Origin of the sequence: Ottowia thiooxydans DSM 14619 (genome assembly GCF_000422885.1) — a bacterium.
GTDB lineage: Bacteria > Pseudomonadota > Gammaproteobacteria > Burkholderiales > Burkholderiaceae_C > Ottowia > Ottowia thiooxydans.
In genome coordinates this window covers 1-15,617 of record NZ_AUGX01000010.1, presented here as the reverse complement: position 1 = coordinate 15,617, position 15,617 = coordinate 1, and the positions used below count along the sequence as shown (strand labels likewise).

19 protein-coding genes are annotated in these 15,617 nt (G+C 58.5%); 13 read left to right on the top strand and 6 right to left on the bottom strand.

From position 1 onward, the window contains the following. Nucleotides 1–10: 10 nt before the first annotated feature. The 8 genes from G518_RS34325 (at nt 11) to G518_RS0107750 (ending at nt 5,917) form a co-directional block, all read left to right on the top strand. Nucleotides 11–1,657 carry a PepSY-associated TM helix domain-containing protein gene (locus G518_RS34325; RefSeq protein WP_036594019.1) on the top strand — a complete coding sequence of 549 codons (1,647 nt, stop codon included), beginning with the start codon at nt 11–13 and terminating at the stop codon, nt 1,655–1,657. Beyond that, nucleotides 1,654–1,956 (top strand): DUF3649 domain-containing protein, encoded by a 303-nt coding sequence (locus G518_RS0107780; RefSeq protein ID WP_028602045.1) that lies wholly within the window; start codon nt 1,654–1,656, stop codon nt 1,954–1,956. The genes G518_RS34325 and G518_RS0107780 overlap by 4 nt, the downstream gene beginning before the upstream one ends. Continuing rightward, nucleotides 1,953–2,813 carry a DUF3325 domain-containing protein gene (locus G518_RS0107775; protein ID WP_051236220.1) on the top strand — a complete coding sequence of 287 codons (861 nt, stop codon included), beginning with the start codon at nt 1,953–1,955 and terminating at the stop codon, nt 2,811–2,813. The genes G518_RS0107780 and G518_RS0107775 overlap by 4 nt, the downstream gene beginning before the upstream one ends. After that, nucleotides 2,800–3,168 (top strand): hypothetical protein, encoded by a 369-nt coding sequence (locus G518_RS0107770; protein WP_028602043.1) that lies wholly within the window; start codon nt 2,800–2,802, stop codon nt 3,166–3,168. Before G518_RS0107775 ends, G518_RS0107770 begins: the two co-directional genes overlap by 14 nt. Nucleotides 3,169–3,221: 53 nt before the next feature. After that, nucleotides 3,222–3,890, top strand: a complete 669-nt coding sequence (locus tag G518_RS0107765) for a hypothetical protein (RefSeq protein ID WP_036594017.1) — start codon at nt 3,222–3,224, stop codon at nt 3,888–3,890. Nucleotides 3,891–3,981: 91 nt separating this feature from the next. Continuing rightward, nucleotides 3,982–4,452, top strand: coding sequence for a transcriptional repressor (locus G518_RS38350; RefSeq protein ID WP_051236217.1), 471 nt, complete (start codon nt 3,982–3,984; stop codon nt 4,450–4,452). Between the two features lie 112 nt (nt 4,453–4,564). After that, nucleotides 4,565–4,999 carry an NUDIX hydrolase gene (locus G518_RS34315; protein ID WP_051236215.1) on the top strand — a complete coding sequence of 145 codons (435 nt, stop codon included), beginning with the start codon at nt 4,565–4,567 and terminating at the stop codon, nt 4,997–4,999. A gap of 330 nt (nt 5,000–5,329) precedes the next feature. Beyond that, a complete protein-coding gene (locus G518_RS0107750; RefSeq protein ID WP_028602041.1) occupies nt 5,330–5,917 on the top strand; it encodes a TetR/AcrR family transcriptional regulator in 588 nt (195 codons plus the stop codon). A 13-nt stretch (nt 5,918–5,930) separates the two neighbouring features. Here the strand turns inward: G518_RS0107750 and G518_RS0107745 are convergent, their stop codons facing one another. The 6 genes from G518_RS0107745 to G518_RS0107715 form a co-directional block, all read right to left on the bottom strand. Continuing rightward, nucleotides 5,931–7,157 (bottom strand): multidrug effflux MFS transporter, encoded by a 1,227-nt coding sequence (locus G518_RS0107745; protein WP_028602040.1) that lies wholly within the window; start codon nt 7,155–7,157, stop codon nt 5,931–5,933. Nucleotides 7,158–7,294: 137 nt separating this feature from the next. Further along, nucleotides 7,295–8,212: an SMP-30/gluconolactonase/LRE family protein gene (locus tag G518_RS0107740; protein WP_028602039.1), complete on the bottom strand. Its 918-nt coding sequence runs from the start codon at nt 8,210–8,212 to the stop codon at nt 7,295–7,297. Between the two features lie 146 nt (nt 8,213–8,358). Beyond that, nucleotides 8,359–9,315: a Bug family tripartite tricarboxylate transporter substrate binding protein gene (locus G518_RS0107735; protein WP_028602038.1), complete on the bottom strand. Its 957-nt coding sequence runs from the start codon at nt 9,313–9,315 to the stop codon at nt 8,359–8,361. 66 nt (nt 9,316–9,381) lie between these two features. Next, the gene (locus G518_RS0107730) at nt 9,382–10,317 is read right to left on the bottom strand and encodes an NAD(P)-dependent oxidoreductase (protein WP_028602037.1); all 936 of its coding nucleotides are present in this window, start codon (nt 10,315–10,317) and stop codon (nt 9,382–9,384) included. Further along, nucleotides 10,314–11,000, bottom strand: coding sequence for an RraA family protein (locus G518_RS0107725; protein ID WP_028602036.1), 687 nt, complete (start codon nt 10,998–11,000; stop codon nt 10,314–10,316). The genes G518_RS0107730 and G518_RS0107725 overlap by 4 nt, the downstream gene beginning before the upstream one ends. A 233-nt stretch (nt 11,001–11,233) precedes the next feature. Next, nucleotides 11,234–12,238, bottom strand: coding sequence for a Bug family tripartite tricarboxylate transporter substrate binding protein (locus tag G518_RS0107715; protein WP_028602034.1), 1,005 nt, complete (start codon nt 12,236–12,238; stop codon nt 11,234–11,236). Nucleotides 12,239–12,368: 130 nt separating this feature from the next. Between G518_RS0107715 and G518_RS0107710 the strand changes: the two genes are divergently transcribed. From G518_RS0107710 to G518_RS0107695, 5 genes are all read left to right on the top strand, one after another. Next, nucleotides 12,369–13,163: an IclR family transcriptional regulator gene (locus G518_RS0107710; RefSeq protein ID WP_028602033.1), complete on the top strand. Its 795-nt coding sequence runs from the start codon at nt 12,369–12,371 to the stop codon at nt 13,161–13,163. Between the two features lie 180 nt (nt 13,164–13,343). Then, nucleotides 13,344–13,949 (top strand): class I SAM-dependent methyltransferase, encoded by a 606-nt coding sequence (locus G518_RS0107705; protein WP_028602032.1) that lies wholly within the window; start codon nt 13,344–13,346, stop codon nt 13,947–13,949. 3 nt (nt 13,950–13,952) lie between these two features. Further along, nucleotides 13,953–14,732 (top strand): tRNA-uridine aminocarboxypropyltransferase, encoded by a 780-nt coding sequence (locus G518_RS0107700; protein WP_028602031.1) that lies wholly within the window; start codon nt 13,953–13,955, stop codon nt 14,730–14,732. An 81-nt stretch (nt 14,733–14,813) separates the two neighbouring features. Continuing rightward, the gene (locus tag G518_RS40940) at nt 14,814–15,059 is read left to right on the top strand and encodes a hypothetical protein (RefSeq protein WP_084651575.1); all 246 of its coding nucleotides are present in this window, start codon (nt 14,814–14,816) and stop codon (nt 15,057–15,059) included. A 285-nt stretch (nt 15,060–15,344) separates the two neighbouring features. Then, nucleotides 15,345–15,617, top strand: a 273-nt coding sequence (locus G518_RS0107695) for a transposase (RefSeq protein ID WP_028602030.1), incomplete at its 3' end; no start/stop codon positions are given.

Here is a 15,617-nt window from a genome sequence, read left to right as displayed (position 1 = left end):
AGGTGATGTCATGAAGGAAGGATTTCGCCAATGTGCAGCCTGGCTGCACACCTGGTCCGGCCTCGTGGTCGGTTGGGTTCTGTTCTTTGTCTTCGTAACCGGCACTGCCGGCTACTTTCAGAACGAAATCACACGCTGGATGCAGCCAGAGCGGCCTCTCGTACCGCGCCTGGCCCAGCCTGCTCCAGTGGAGCCCATGCTCCGTGCCGCACTTGAACGCCTGGAACGAATGGCCCCGGCAGCTGCTAGCTGGCGTGTCACGCTGCCGCATGAGTCGTTGAACCCACGTGGTTGGCAGGAACTCGCTATCCAGTGGGAAGAAATGCCGGAGCCGGGCCATCAGTTTGGCACCAGCGCGGTGGAAAAGCTGGATTCGATCACGGGTGCCGTGCTGCCTCCTGAGGCTGAGCCGCGTGCTACAGCCGGTGGAACCGGCCTTTACCGCCTGCACTACGAACTGCATTACATGCCGTATGAGTGGGCCATTCGCATCGTTGGCGTCTGCACCATGCTCATGTTGATCGCCATCGTCACCGGGATCATCACGCACAAAAAGATCTTCAAGGAATTCTTCACCTTCCGTCCGGGTAAAGGCCAAAGAAGTTGGCTGGACGCGCACAACGCCATCAGCGTGATGGCGTTGCCGTTTTTTCTGATGATCACCTACAGCGGGTTGATATTTTTCATGTACAGCTACATGCCCGCCGGACGCGATGTGATTTACGGCAGCGGCGTAGCGGCGCGCAATGAGTTCTTCGATGAGTTGCAGGAGCGTGAAAAACACAAGCACCTGCCCATTGGTCGGCCTGTTGCTTCTCTCACTCCGCTTCTTGCCCAGGCCGAAGCAGACTGGGGCAGTGGTCAGTTGGCCTCCATGACCATTGAGCGCCATGAAGGCGGGCCTCCTCAAATCGTACTGAGCAGAGCGCACGGCGGCAGCCTGGATTTCTGGAACCCACCCACGCTCCGTTTCAATGCCATCACTGGCCAGGCACTGCCCGACGAGCCATCCATTGGTGGTAGCTCCGTCCTGACTCAAAGCGTGACGCTCAATCTGCACGTGGGCCGGTTCGCCGGCATCTGGGGTCGTTGGCTGTACTTTGTAGCGAGCCTCCTGGGGTGCGCCATGATCGGCACCGGTCTGGTGCTGTGGACCGTCAAACGTCGCAGACACCATCTTTCGAGTGGCCGCGAGAGCGTTGATCAGTTTGGCGTGCGACTGGTGGAGAATCTGAACGTGGCCAGCATCGCCGGCTTGCCGCTGGCTGTGGCCGCGTACTTCTGTGCCAACCGACTGCTGCCCGTGGACTTGGCCGACCGTGCCGCCTGGGAGTTCCACAGCCTTTTCACGGTGTGGCTTGGCACCTTGTTCTACGCGCTGGCCCGGCCACTCAGGCGCGCATGGATCGAACTGCTGTGGGGGTGCTGCCTGGCCTACGCGCTGGTGCCATTCATCAATGCTCTCACTACCCATCGCCACCTCGGGCGCAGTCTGCCCGCGAGAGACTGGGAGTTCGCAGGCTTTGACCTCACCATGCTGGCACTCGCAAGCCTGTTCGCGGTAATGGCGATAAAGGTACGACGCCGCCTGATGCCCAAGCAGCCGGCGTTGACCGCTGAGCCAACTGCACTTACGCCGGCGAAAGGTCTCGCATGAGCAAACCCGGCGCACTCTCAGCCGCTTACCGCTGGTCCGTCGCTTCGCGAGTAGCCGCGGCTACCTTAGGCGGCTATGCGTTGGCTTCCGCCGCCACCGTGCTATTAGCGCTCTTCTGGCCTGCTCCCAAAGCCCAGAGTGTGCTCTGGGCCACCATGTTGAGCTTCGTGGTCTACACGGTCGCGGTGATCTGGGTGTTCTACACCCGCAGCGCCACCCGAGCCTGGTTGGGCATGGTGCTCGGCACTGCGGTGTGCACCGGGCTGGCCTGGATTCTGATGCGCGGAGGAGGCGCATGAGTACCCCCGTGCTTACTGGCGCCCACCTCGGCATTTTGGCCATAAGTCTTGCTGGCTTCTTCGCGCTCGCCCTGGCCACCGAACGCTACGGGGTACACATTTTGGGCCGTCTGCCTGCGCCGCGCTGGCGGCAGCTCGCGCGCATATCCGGTTGGCTGATGCTGCTCATATCGCTGGCATGGGCCATTGCAGAGCTTGAAGTTGGCGTGGGTATCACTCTGTGGCTGGGCTGGCTGAGCATTGCGGCGCTGATTTGGGTCTTCATCTTCCCAAAATGGCCCTGGCAACCACCGGCGCGGCATAGAGCCGCCAGAGCCGAGCGCGATCCGAAGCCCGCCCAGAAACCAACGATCGCGCCGACCGGCGAATCTCATGCTCGCCGCTGGATCGCTCTGGGCTTGCTGATGGCCACCATTGCCGTGTACTCCGTGGGCCTTGCGCGGATGGAGTCTCAACCGCTTAAGAGCTCAGGTGCCCTGCGGGGAACGGTAGGCCCTTGGCAATTTACCTTCGCTGAAGCGCACCAAAGCCCGCCCGAAGTCATGGAGATGGATGTGCCCATGAAGGAATACCGCCTGCGCTTTTGTGCAACCTGCGACAACGAGATACGCAAGGCCTACTTGAAGGTACACAAGCCTCGCTCTGCCCAAGCCACCGGTATGGGATTTTCAGGCCAGCGCTGGGAGCGGCGAGTGGAGATTCCACTGCCCAGCACCACCAGGGCAGACAGCGAACTATGGCTCACCGTGGTGGGTAAAGACGGCCACATTCACCAGAGCGCCTGGCGTATGGACCAAGTCTCGCCGGCCACAGTCGCGTGGTTCGATGAACAGAGGAGGGCCCATGCGGCTAACTGAACGGATGGCGGCCCGGAAGATGTTGGCGCTGAGTCTGACGCTGTGTGCCACGTGGGCGGGTGCCCACGAACCTGTGGCGCGTTGCTTCCTGATGGATCAGTCCACCGTTCGTTGCCGGGGTGCGAGCAACGACGGCGACGAGATGCCGGGCTCACGCATGCAGGTCATTGCTTTGGACGGTGCCACGCTGCTTGAAGGCAAGCTCCAGGCGAACTCCACATGGACGTTCAAAAAGCCCACTCAAGCTTTCTACGTGCTGTTCAATACCGGCCCAGGCCTTCAGGTCACAGTGGAACAAGACGAGATCACCACACCGCCACGCGGACGCATACCGCGATGGATGCAAACACCGTAAACCCCGTCAACCCCGCTAGGGCGTGTTCACTCTAATAGAAAACAAGAAAATCCATGCCGTATCTGCGATTTTCCCGGCACCATATCCTTCGCCAACTGGCAGCAGGAGTATTCACGGTCAGCAGCCTGTTCGCCACTGCGCTTAGCCATGCAGACTATCTTTGGCTACAACCTCAAGCCGGCGGTGCCCAAGTCTATGCGGGTGAACTGCTGAAGCCGCTGGAGAAGTTACCCGCACTGACGGATGCACAGACTGTGGTGCCTGAGGGCAAGCAGGCACCCGCGTATGAACAAGCGTCTGATCACTTCAGGCTCGCCAGGGGTGCAGTGGGCGAGGGGAGTGCGGGCGATATACGTTTCATCGCAACGCACGCTGGGGCGGACGGCGTGCTTACCTACTATCAAGCTCGCCTTGGCCGAAGCGAAATCAAGGCAGTCAACGAACTGGAATTAGTACCTACTCAATCAGGTGGCAACACATTTCGCCTGATGTTCAAGGGGCGCCCAGTCGCCGCCAGCCAGGTGAACGTAGACACCAGCGAAGGATGGCGCCGCATACTCACACCCGCCAAGGATGGCACAGTCAGTTTCACGCCATCGTTTCCGGGTCTGTATGTGCTCGAAGTCACCGCCCGTGTGAACAGTGGCAGTGTGACACTGGGAGGTCGCAAGTACGATGACGTTCGCCACACCGCTACACTGAGCTTTGAGGTTCCGCGTTAATGGTCACACATTCTTCGCGCCCCTGTTTTCGGATCGGCGACGTGTGGCATGGGCTGAGCCTCCAGCCAAGCCATCCAAGGGCCACCACGCGATGACCAACCGGTATACGCCGAACCATTTACAGCGTTTGCGCGCTGCAGGTTTGCGCCCGACCATCGCACGCATCGCTGTCCTGCAGGTCTTCGAGGATGCAGGGGGCGAATCACTATCATCAGAGGACATCTTCCGGCGCCTGTGTTTGCGGGGAATAAAGATTAGCCTCGGCACCACCTATCGGGCCACCAGACAACTGCTCGCTCACGGGCTGCTGCTTCCCCCACGCGGACCCGGGCCCAAACGGCTATACCGGGTCGCACCGGCTGCTGGAACGCGCACAGACAGCGCTGCCGCGCTATGGGCGGTCAACCTCGTAAGTGGCGAGCGGGTGCGTCTGCCGGCTTGCGACAAATTACACCGCTTGCTGCTGACAGCCATTACCGACTCAGGCCTTGCACTGGACAGGGGACAAGTGTGTGTAGAGTTCGATTGCGCAGCGGCTGCTTCGCCAAGCCTACGCTCCTAAGACGCGGTTCGCGGTATTTCGTACTGCCAACAAAGGGTAGGGCGTTTTCCAAATGAGCGACGCAACGCGGGTAGCATCCTGCTAAAACGATACAGCGCCAGTTACAAAAGCCATGACCCAGAACCGAGAAATACGCATTGCCGCTGCTTTGATCACCCGCCCAGACGGTCAGACACTGTTGGTGAGGAAGGCTGGAACTTCCGCCTTCATGCAACCGGGCGGCAAGATGGAACCAGCGGAGGCGCCAGGTGATGCCCTATGCCGCGAGCTTCATGAAGAGCTGGCACTCACCGTAAAACCAGAAGAGCTTCGGTATCTTGGGCAGTATTCAGCCGCTGCAGCCAATGAGCCTGACCATGTAGTCATAGCTGAAGTGTTTCATCTCCTCGTGACATCTAACGTCTTTCCCGAAGCTGAGATTGAGGAAATCGTATGGGTGAATCCGCAGGCCCCTGGAAACCTGGTCTTGGCGCCACTGACCCGCGATCTGATCTTGCCCTTGTGTGCTAAACCACTGGACCATGGCACACCAATCGCACTCGCCTGAGGACATGAGAAGCTAAGGCTTGCATCTGCATCTGCATCTGCATCGCAGCAAAGTCAGCACAGAATTCAAGGGCATCAAATGATAAGCATTCTCATTTGATGTATGATTCAGCCATCGACAAGGAATTCAAAACGAATTCCTTGTGCGGCAGTTCATCGTGGGACGACCCAGGGCTACAAAGCCGCTGTGGTCGATTTTGCTAGCCATCGGTTCTATCGGCCAGCCATGCACTTTTTTTCCACCTGACTGCGCGCCGAAGATGAACGACCGAACGGTAGGTCATTCAGGGACCATGGCCTAAAATCCTGCGGATATGTTGGAGCAACCCACTTGACCGCAGCCAGATTGCAAGAAGCCGCCCTGGTCCGTTTCGCCACGCAAGGCTTCGATGCGGCGTCCTTGGAAGAGATCGCCACGGATGTTGGCATCAAAAAGCCGTCGATCTATGCGCACTTCCGAAGCAAAGATGCGCTCTATATGAGCCTGATCCCGCTCATGATCACAGCTGAACTTGACTATGCGAGAGCAGCGTTCGACGGCTCAAAACCCGTGAACAAACAGATCCTTGCTTACCTTCAAAGCATCCAGACGCGTTACGAGGAATCGCCCCGGGTTCAGTTCTGGATGCGTGCGCTGTACACACCACCACTGCATCTGTACGAACAGGTCATGGCATTAATGCATGTGTTCATGGATGACCTTGAAGTCATCCTGAAGCGCGCCATCCAGCGCTCTGACTTGGTGCCGAATGCGCACAAGCTGAGTGCCGACACGCTCGTTATGACATGCATGAGCATGATCGACAGCCTGCAAGTGGAACTCACCTACGGCGGCACAGAGAAATTCAAGCGGCGCCTCAAGGCTCTATGGGCCGTGTTTGAAGCTGCCACAGTCCAACGACCAACATCTGCTCCATAGCCAGTTGTCAGTCTTACCTCTGAGCGGCACTCCAATCCATGGACGACGCATCAGGAAGTGCGGCCCAGCGGCAGCAAATGATCGCCAAAACGCCACATACCAGGATGGCCAAAGGCAAGGGCATCAGCCCTGGCGCAGCCAGGCTAACCAAAAGCCCCACGCATGCACCCACCAAATACTGCATCGTTCCCATCAACGCCGACGCCACACCTGCCTGCTCTCCGGCCCGAGCCATGGTGACCGAGGTCAGGTTGCCGAACGTCAAGCCAAGTGCCCAGATTGAAATAGCCAGCAAGCCCAGATAGAGCCACAGTTGTGCAACGCCTGCGGTAACCGCGAGGGCCAAAGCGGCACCGGCGAGCGCATGGAGGGCAATGCCAAGCAGAAGAACTCGTTGTTCGGACAGCCGCTTGGTCAACCAGATGCTGAGTTGTCCGGCCAGAACAAAACCTACCGCATTGGATGCAAAGAAGTAGCTGAATTGCACCGGTGAAAGCCCAAAGTGCTGAATCAGGACAAAGGGCGACGCGCTGATATAGACAAACAACGACCCCAGTATGAATCCTCCGGCTAGCGCGTAGGCAAAGAAAGGGCGGTCCATGCATTGCGTCCAGTAGGCTCGTGCCACAGATGAGACGCTCAGCCTTGTCCTGTTTTTTGTGGTCAAGGTCTCGGAAATAGCGCGCCAACCCCATAGCGTTCCAAGCGCGCCGATGACCGCCAAAGCCCAGAAGATCATGCGCCAGCCACCATGACCCAATAGGAAACCGCCTGCAACCGGTGCGAGGATGGGCGCGATCATCATCACCTGCATCAGCACAGAAAAAACACGTGATGATTCACTGCCCGTGTAAACATCCGACACAATGGCTCGCGGTGCCACGAGCCCGGCCGCCGCGCCCAGCGCCTGCAGAAAACGCGCAACTAAAAGCCATTCGAGGTTGCTGGCCGTGGCAGCCAAAACCGATCCCACCACGAAAATGAGCAGACCGATCAACAGCGGCTTCCGCCGTCCAAAGCGGTCCAGAAGCGGGCCGTAAACGGCCTGACCAAGCGCCAACCCAATGAGAAAGACAGACAAGGTCTGCTGAACTCTACCGGGCGACACCGCAAACTCCGCAGCGACCGCAGGAAACGCCGGCAAATACATATCGATCGCCATCGCGTCTAGCGCGGTGATCATCGCCAATAGAAAGATAAAGGGCCAGCCGAAATCGGCGCCCTTGGAAATCGAAGACATCAAAGTTCCTACAAACCTAACGGTCGGTAGTTTAACGGATTCCTGGATTTCCTGCTTTCCCAGAACCTGTTCGCAGTCGTTTGAGAAAGACCCAAGCTAGCGCGATGGGTATCGGCGCTGTGGAGTTCGGCCCCCAGTCAGGCTTTGCGGTGAAGTGGAGCACCGGGTGCATCCAGCGCCGCACACAACACCCGTCCATGGGTCGAATCAGTGACGTACAGCGTGTTGTTGTTTTCCCCTCCGAAAGCCAGGTTAGTGATAGAGCTGCCGGCAATGCCACGCAGAACCACTTCCGGCTCAGCGCGCGCATTCAGCACCCACACATAACCCAAACCAGGGTTTGCAACTAACAGGCGGCCCTGTGTGTCCATAGCCAGGCCATCGGGCCCACTCGGACCGTAGGAGGTAAAGAACTGACTGACCTTTGCAACACTTCCGTCGGGCAATAGAGGCACCCGCCACACACAGTTGCCACGCGTCACAGCCAGATACAGCACCCGACCGTCAGTCGACAACGCCACTCCATTGGGACTGGGCACGTTGCTCAGCAGTAGATCCAACTGCCCACTTGGACGAAGTCTGTATAGGCGACCACTGGGGTCATGCAGGCCGCTCTGGCCTTGATCGGTAAAGTACAGATTGCCTTCGGAGTCGAAAACCAGGTCGTTAACTCCTTTAAAGCGCTCGCTATTGCGCCGCTGCAGATAAGGCGTGACCTGGCCGCTGGCCACATTTAGCTGCATCAGACCGTTCTTGTAGTCGGTGATGAGCAGTGTTTGGGCATTCAAAAACTTCATGCCATTGGGTTCACCATCGTACTCAGCGACCAACGTCCAGGCTCCTTCCCGGTCGATGCGGAAGATCCGCCCCCAAGGAATATCGGTCACGTAGAGATTTCCGGCTTCGTCGAATACCGGGCCTTCCAGGAATGCATCCGTCACCGTGCCTCCCCGATTGGCATCAGCCCACTCGCTGCGTTCCCGGCGGCGAAAGTGTTCCGGCATGGTGGTGAAAACACCCAGTTCCCGAATCTGGGGGGCTTGCAGCAAAAACATGGAAAGGCCTTTCATACTCAAAGTCCGGTGTTGAAGCGATCAAGCTGCACCGGCTTGTCCATCAGAATACGCTTCACGGCGACCTCGTTTCCTGCCCGGGCCTGCAACAGATCGACGAGGTCGTCATGGCTGACAGAGCTAAAAGCTCAATCGAGTTTGAAGTTTCCCTTGCGAACCACTTCGCCCCACTTGGCGTCTTCTTTCTTGAGGAAAGCAGCGAATTCAGCCGGCGTTGAGCCTATCGGCTGGGCGCCCATGTCAGCCAGGCGCTGCTTCACTTCATCTTCCTGCATCACGTCCTGCAATGCTTGGCGCAGTTTGGTGACCACTGGTTCGGGCGTACCGGAAGGCAAGAACATGCCGTTCCATTCATAGGCCTCGTACCCGGGAATAGCCGCTTCAGCGACCGTCGGCACATCCGGCAGGCGCTTGGAGCGTTCCGGGGCAGACACGGCCAGAGCGCGCAATTTGCCGCCCGATATATGCGGATAGGTGGCAGCTACTGTGCCGAACATGAAATCGACTTGCCCCGCAATCACATCGGTAATCGCTGGGCCACCGCTCTTATAGGGCACATGAACCATATCCAGGTTGAGACGCTGGCTGATCAGCTCTGCTGCCAGGCGTTGCACGGTGCCACTGCCACCTGATGCGAAGTTGAGCTTGCCCGGCTGCGCCTTCGCCTTGGCGATCAGATCGTTCAGATTCTTGAACGGTGAATCAGCCTTCACAATGAGTACATTGGGAGCTAACAGCACAAGTGACAACGGTTGCAGCGCATTGCTGGCAAACGGCATCTTGGGGAACATGTGCGGGTTGATGGAGTGTGGCGTGGCGTCGTACAGCATGGTGTAGCCGTCAGCCGGCGCCTTGGCCACAAAGCTGGCGCCAATGGTGCCACTTGCCCCGGCCTTGTTGTCCACGATAACGCTCGTGCCCAACTTCGCACCCAGACGCGTAGCCACAACCCGTGCCACGGCGTCGGCTGCGCCGCCGGGCGAATAAGGCACAACGATGGTCACTGGGCGCTCGGGAAATGCGGCATGTGCCACTGTAGCGGCGAGGGCGCAGGCTGCGATAAGAGGTTTGAATATAGAAATCATGTTGTCTCCAAAAAAAGTAAGTTTTCAGACCCTCAAAGGGTCTACAACCAGTAGTTCAATCGGCCTTTAAGTCGCACCTATGTCTGCTGGCGTAAGCGCCAGCACCTGAAGCACGTTCCGCGCAGCCCCAACGCCCATGTTCACGTAAGCATCGCTGGAAACACCACCGATATGGGGGCTAAGAACGAAGTTCCTTTCGCCCTGGAAAGGGTGACCAGCCATCATGGGCTCTACCGCAAAACTGTCCAACCCTGCAGCGCTCACCTGGCCGGACTTCACGGCGATGAGCAACGCAGCCTCGTCGATCAGCCCACCGCGTGCAGTATTTACGACGATCACGCCGCGTTTGCATTGCGCCAGCGTGCGTTCGTTGAGTAGCCCCCGGTTTTCGTCAGTCAGCGGACAGTGCAACGACACCACATCGGACTCGCGCCAGATCGTGTCCATATCTACACTCTGCACGTAATCGGGCAGATTCTTGGCGAATGGGTCAAAGCCAATCACGCGCATGCCCAGCGCATCTGCCATCTTGGCGAAACGCAGGCCAATCGCTCCCAGCCCCACCAGACCCACAGTGCGCCCGCCCAACTCCAAGCTCTTGTGCGTAGGTTTGTCCCAATGGCCGGCATGCATTCGGGTATCTAGTGTCACTACGGATTTGGCGCACGCGAGCATCAAGGCCAGGGCTTGTTCTGCCACGGCAGCAGCATTGGCCCCCAGAGCCGCCACTACCTCAATCCCACGGGCTTTTGCAGCGATCTTGTCTATCGTGTCGGTGCCACTGCCGTGCTTGGAGATGACTCTGAGCGCCGGTGCGGCATCCATCACCGCTGCGCCCACCTTGCCATAGCGCACGATGATGGCCACCGGGTTGTGCGCACGGCACAGGGCGATCAGATCGTTGTCAGAGGGAGTCTTGCCAGCGTAGACGATTTCGAAGGCCGTCAACAGGGCCAGCGCTTGCGGTGCCAGGTCTGCACCCGTCACTAGGATGGTGCTCACAGCGACTCTCCTTCCTTCAACACGCCGGCGGCGCGCAGTGCAGCGGGTAGCCATTTCGATGCAGTGTCACCGCGGGCAATGGCATCAAGGCGGGCGGCCTCGTCGGCCACTTTCTTGTCGGCCAGCGCCAACATGGCGGGGGCCTTGGCGCGCTCGATCACAACCACACCATCGGCATCACCCACCACCAAGTCACCCGCGTTTACCACTGCACCCCCCGCGCTGATGGGGTGATTGATGCGTCCTGGTACGTATTTGGTGGGGCCGGCGGGGTTGAAGCCTGCGCTGAACACTGGGAAGTCCAATTCCAGCAGTTCCAGCTTGTCTCGGATCGCAGCGTCTACGATCACACCAGCCAGGCCGAGTTTCTTGCAGGCGCTGAGCATCAGAGTACCCATCAACGCGGCGGTTTGATCGCCTTTGCCATCAATCACCAGTACATCACCAGGCCGGGCAAGCGCAATGGCGGCATGGATCATGAGGTTGTCCCCCGGACGAACCTCTACTGTGAAGGCCGGACCAGCTACCTTCATGCTGTGGTGCACGGGTGCCACACGGCCGTGCATGGTGCCGCGGCGACCCGCCACATCGGCCAGGATGGCGGCCTGAAAGGTAGATGCCTTGTTGACAACATCAGTGCTGACGCGTTCGATGTCACGGATGATTTCAGGAAGTTGGCTCATGGTGGTTCAGTCAGGTAGGTTTGGGGAAGCAGATGCAGCGCGCGGACGGCCCGCACGGTGAATACATCCGGGGCCCGCTTGCCCTCGGCTTACGAGGCAAGGCTGAGCGCCGGGCAGGGCAGGGCAGCACAACGTTGGGTGTGTCGGTGCCCACCGAGAGAAAACTCGGCGCGGCAAAGCACTCGCGGAACATCGCGCTCACTGGCGAATTGCCGGAGACTTAGTGAGCGGTCTTAGTCCAGGCTCGCACCTGAGTCCTTGACAATCTTGGCCCAACGAGGAATCTCAGTGCGCAGCAGCGTGCTGAACTGCTCGGGGGTGCCCCCCAGGACTTCACCCCCCTCCGAACGCAGTTTTTCCGCCACGTCCGGTTGTTGCAGTACCTGGTTGATAGCCTTGTTGAGCTGAGCCACGATAGGGGCCGGCGTACCGGCTGGCGCCAAGATGCCGAACCAGGTCACCGCTTCAGAGTTTTTGTAACCCGATTCCGCCAAAGTGGGGACGTCTGGCAACTGAGCAGAGCGTTTGGCAGATGTAATGGCGATGATCTTGAGCTTGCCATTGCGCACCTGGCCTAATAGTGTGGGCACGGAAGACATGTACAAATCAATCTGTCCTCCTACGAGATCTGTCATGGCTTGTGCCGCGCCTTTGTACGGGACGTGGCGCAGCTTGATCCCGGCAGCGTTCTGCGCCAGTTCACTCGATAGATGTGCGACCGTACCGTTACCTGAATACCCCAGGGTGATGCCATCCGGGTTGGCTTTCGCGGCGGCCACAACGTCGGCAAAGCTATTGAACTTTGAGTTGGCAGGTGCTGCCATCACGATTGGGGACGATGACACCAGGACGACCGGTGCCAAGTTCTTCAGTGGGTCGTAAGGCAGTTTTTTGTACAGCGTGGGGTTGATAGCCAGGTTACTGGTCTGCCCCATGACGAGCGTGTACCCGTCCGGTTCAGCCTTGGCTGCTGCGTCTACGCCCAGATTGCCACCGGCGCCAGGGCGGTTATCCACGATTACGTTCCATTTGGTTTGCTCGGTCAGTTTCTGCACGACAGAACGCGCAACCATGTCTGTGCCGCCTCCAGGAGGGAAGGGAACCACAAGTCGGATGGGTTTCGCCGGGTAGGCTGACTGAGCCGTGGCCGCAGCCATGGGAAAGGCGCTGGCTGTAATGGCCAGCGCCGCGCCAACGAGGTGTGTAGACCAGGACCGTGATAGGGAAAAGAGGGGCATGTATGTCTCCGTTTGAATTAGTTCATCAGCTCTGGCGTCGCCATCGGCTGGGCTGAACTTTAAAAAAACGATTCGACTGGTGCAACATGGTTGCGTACAATGAAACTCGTTCCAAACTAAGAAACGCACTATGGCGCCTTCACGCACTCCATCCACCCCCCAGACGCCGCTAACCGCGGACGCAGCAGCGAACTCCGTTTCGCCGGACGCAGGAGTGATTGCCGTCGCACGAGCGCTCAAGTTATTGGATGCCTTCGCGCTAGGGGAGTCGAAGCTGTCTCTGGCTGAACTCAGCCGCCGATGCGGCTTGCACAAGACCACTGTTTTGCGCCTTGCGCGTACCCTGGGACACGCAAACTACATGGTTCAACGCGAGGACGGTGAATGGCGCCTGGGGCCTGCAGCCGGGTGGCTAGGCGCTCGCTATCAATCGGGTTTTGATTTGCAGAACGTGGTGGAGCCCGCATTGCGTGGGCTCACGCAAATCACTGGCGAAAGCGCCGCGTTTTATGTGAGGGAAGACCAGCTACGCACCTGTCTGGTTCGTGTTGAAGGGCCACAAGCACTGCGACACCATGCACGCATGGGCGAAGGGCTTCCGCTCGACAAGGGCTCTCCTGGGCGCGTCATCCTTGCATTCTCCGGCGAGCCGGGCGAGGTTTACGAAGAGATCCGCAGGCGGGGCTATCACTGGTCCATCAGCGAACGCGAGCAAGGTGTCGCCACGGTATCGGCCCCCGTATTCGGTAAAAACTGGCGACTGCTGGGCAGTGTGTGCATATCGGGACCGGAATCCCGGTTGTCACCAACAAAACTTGAGGCCTTCGCTCATACGGTCATCAGAACGGCCAACGAAATTTCCTACGCGCTCGCAGGCTCAATCGAAACGAATGCAACGCCCCGCGCTGGCGTGTGGCACCCATGACGCACGCCTTGAGCTGCCCATCCTTGCGTGCAAATCACGCCCCTTATGCCTTCTGCGCTCAGTCTCATTCTGTCGATTGACGATACTTGAGCGAGTAAGAGCGTGTTCCACGTTTCCTCGCGGCGCTGTTGAACGCGCTATAGGCGTTTTTTTTGCTTTTTGGGTTGGACAGGAGAGTGCGTGAAATCTGCAAGTGACAGCTGGTTCGACGAGGCGTATTACCAGCGCTACTACTTCGACAAGAAAACCAGCGTAGTGGACCCTCAGCACATTGAGCGGTTGGGTAGCTTTGTCTGCAGTTATTTAAAGTATCTGAGGGTGCCAGTGCACCGGGTACTGGATCTGGGTTGTGGCATCGGGCTCTGGCGTGAAGTGATTGCGCGGCATTTCCCGCAAGCCACTTTTCATGGGGTCGAGTTCAGCCCGTATCTGTGCGAACGCTTTGGCTGGGAGCGAGGTTCTGTGATTGATTACCGCGCGAACAAGCCTTTTGATTTCGTGATCTGCCAGGGCGTACTGCCTTATCTAAGCCCTGAAGACCTCAAGCTCGCGTTGCGCAACTTCGGCGTTCTCAGCAAGGGCGCGCTGTATATCGAAGCGGTCTCCCATGAGGACTGGGAACGCGAAACTCTCGATGAGACCTTGACCGATCCGCGACTGTTCCGGCATCGCGCCCAGCTGTACCGACGTGGTCTGTCACAGAATTTCAATGAACTCGGCGGCGGCGTCTGGCTGCATCGCGACGCGCCAGTACCGCTCTTCGAGCTTGAAGCCGCTGCCCGCTAAAAAATGGAGCAAAGCACCCCCATGGAGGTCACACCTCATGCCGTGTCCCGGCTACGCGCACGAAGGAGTGCGCGTAGCACTACGTCGTTTATGGCGCGTGGCGGTCCGCGCGGCGAGCGCTGTGCGGGTTGCCGGCTGCGCCCCAGCCATTGCCTCTGCGCTCTACGCCCGACCCAGGTCACACAGGCGGGAGTCTGTCTTTTGCTCGCAGACACCGAGCCGCTCAAGCCCAGCAACACTGGCTGGCTAGTGGCCGATGTGGTAGCCGACACCTTTGCTTTCAGCTGGGCACGCACTGAAGTGGATCCAGACCTGCTGACATTGCTCGCTGATCCACAATGGCAGCCTTTTATCGTGTTCCCTGGCGAATATGTGGCGGCAGAACGTGTGCTGCATTCGGTGGAACCAGCCGGGCCGGAGCTGGATGGCGTTGCGCTGAAGCGACCGTTGTTTGTGCTGCTCGATGCGACTTGGTCAGAAGCGCGAAAGATGTTTCGTAAAAGCCCTTATCTCGATCAATTCCCAGTGCTGAGCTTGCATCCGGAGAGGGTATCGCGCTATCGATTACGCCGTTCGACGCGTGACGACCACTTCTGTACTGCCGAAGTGGCAGCCATGTGTCTGGAACTTAGTGGCGATCTTCAGGCTGCGCAGACGCTCGAAGCCTACCTGGATCTATTCACTCACCACTATTTGCAGGCTAAGCAACAGTTGCCTCCGAACATCGATAGCCCCGCTTGCCAGCGCTGGCGGGCATTGTCAACGCATCTCCCAGCAAGCTGAATTACGCAGGTTTTCCAATCTACGGCCGAGCCCGCATGCGGCACAATGGTCTGTTATCCCGCTTTCCCGCTTTCAAACTCTATGACCGCCAATACTTCCCCCGAGCCTGATAAGGCAGCCATGTGTGATTCCTGTGCCGGAATCCAGCGCAATTGGCGCCGCGCCCCCGGCCACCCGGAGCTCGCCCAGCGTCGCAATCGCAAAGAGGAGCGCGCCTCGGGCATGGTGACCATTACGCGATATCAGTGCGAGCGGTGTGCAACGGTTTGGGATTATGAAAACGATACTCAGAATTTACATGCGGGATGGTCGGTGGTTAAGCGCTAAGACTTGGTTTTCACTCCTTTTCCCCCATTCAAAAGGCGGGATTCTTACTCCCTCTCCCTCTGGGAGAGGGTAGGGGTGAGGGCAAGCGGCGGTGGATAAAGCGCTGCGGGTGCTAATTCCCTTCTGCTCTTCGCTTGAGGTCGGAGGCCGGGAATGCGCCCGGCAGCGCAGTCCCTTTCTTTGCTCGCACAAAGCAAGTAACCAAAGAAATGCGACCCCAAGTTGTGCTGGTCTAATTTCGAAAGACATCCCGATAAGGGAAATCAATGTCTCACAGGAATAGAAATGATCAAAGCCAAGACCAGGCGATCGTTCGACGCGGCGTTCAAGCTGCAGATCGTCAAGATGATTCGAGAGCAGCACCTGAGCGTGTCTCAGGTCTGCCGTGATATGGAGCTGACTGATAGCGCCGTCAGGCGCTGGCTCGATCAATATGAAGCAGAACTGTCGGGCCAGCGCGGCATTGGTAAGCCGCTGACGCCCGAGCAACAGCGTATCCGGGAGCTCGAAGCGCAGAACCTTCAACTTCGCCAGGACAACGACTTCCTAAAAAAAGCA

Excerpts from the sequence above, each read along its gene's own strand:
- G518_RS0107740 (WP_028602039.1), bottom strand. The coding sequence starts at position 8,212 with ATGTTTTTGCTGCAAGCCCCCCAGATTCGGGAACTGGGTGTTTTCACC.
- G518_RS0107715 (WP_028602034.1), bottom strand. The coding sequence starts at position 12,238 with ATGCCCCTCTTTTCCCTATCACGGTCCTGGTCTACACACCTCGTTGGC.
- G518_RS34325 (WP_036594019.1), top strand. The coding sequence starts at position 11 with ATGAAGGAAGGATTTCGCCAATGTGCAGCCTGGCTGCACACCTGGTCC.
- G518_RS0107780 (WP_028602045.1), top strand. The coding sequence starts at position 1,654 with ATGAGCAAACCCGGCGCACTCTCAGCCGCTTACCGCTGGTCCGTCGCT.
- G518_RS0107775 (WP_051236220.1), top strand. The coding sequence starts at position 1,953 with ATGAGTACCCCCGTGCTTACTGGCGCCCACCTCGGCATTTTGGCCATA.
- G518_RS0107770 (WP_028602043.1), top strand. The coding sequence starts at position 2,800 with ATGCGGCTAACTGAACGGATGGCGGCCCGGAAGATGTTGGCGCTGAGT.
- G518_RS0107745 (WP_028602040.1), bottom strand. The coding sequence starts at position 7,157 with ATGTCTTCGATTTCCAAGGGCGCCGATTTCGGCTGGCCCTTTATCTTT.
- G518_RS0107765 (WP_036594017.1), top strand. The coding sequence starts at position 3,222 with ATGCCGTATCTGCGATTTTCCCGGCACCATATCCTTCGCCAACTGGCA.
- G518_RS0107700 (WP_028602031.1), top strand. The coding sequence starts at position 13,953 with ATGGAGCAAAGCACCCCCATGGAGGTCACACCTCATGCCGTGTCCCGG.
- G518_RS38350 (WP_051236217.1), top strand. The coding sequence starts at position 3,982 with ATGACCAACCGGTATACGCCGAACCATTTACAGCGTTTGCGCGCTGCA.
- G518_RS34315 (WP_051236215.1), top strand. The coding sequence starts at position 4,565 with ATGACCCAGAACCGAGAAATACGCATTGCCGCTGCTTTGATCACCCGC.
- G518_RS0107710 (WP_028602033.1), top strand. The coding sequence starts at position 12,369 with ATGGCGCCTTCACGCACTCCATCCACCCCCCAGACGCCGCTAACCGCG.
- G518_RS0107735 (WP_028602038.1), bottom strand. The coding sequence starts at position 9,315 with ATGATTTCTATATTCAAACCTCTTATCGCAGCCTGCGCCCTCGCCGCT.
- G518_RS0107725 (WP_028602036.1), bottom strand. The coding sequence starts at position 11,000 with ATGAGCCAACTTCCTGAAATCATCCGTGACATCGAACGCGTCAGCACT.
- G518_RS40940 (WP_084651575.1), top strand. The coding sequence starts at position 14,814 with ATGACCGCCAATACTTCCCCCGAGCCTGATAAGGCAGCCATGTGTGAT.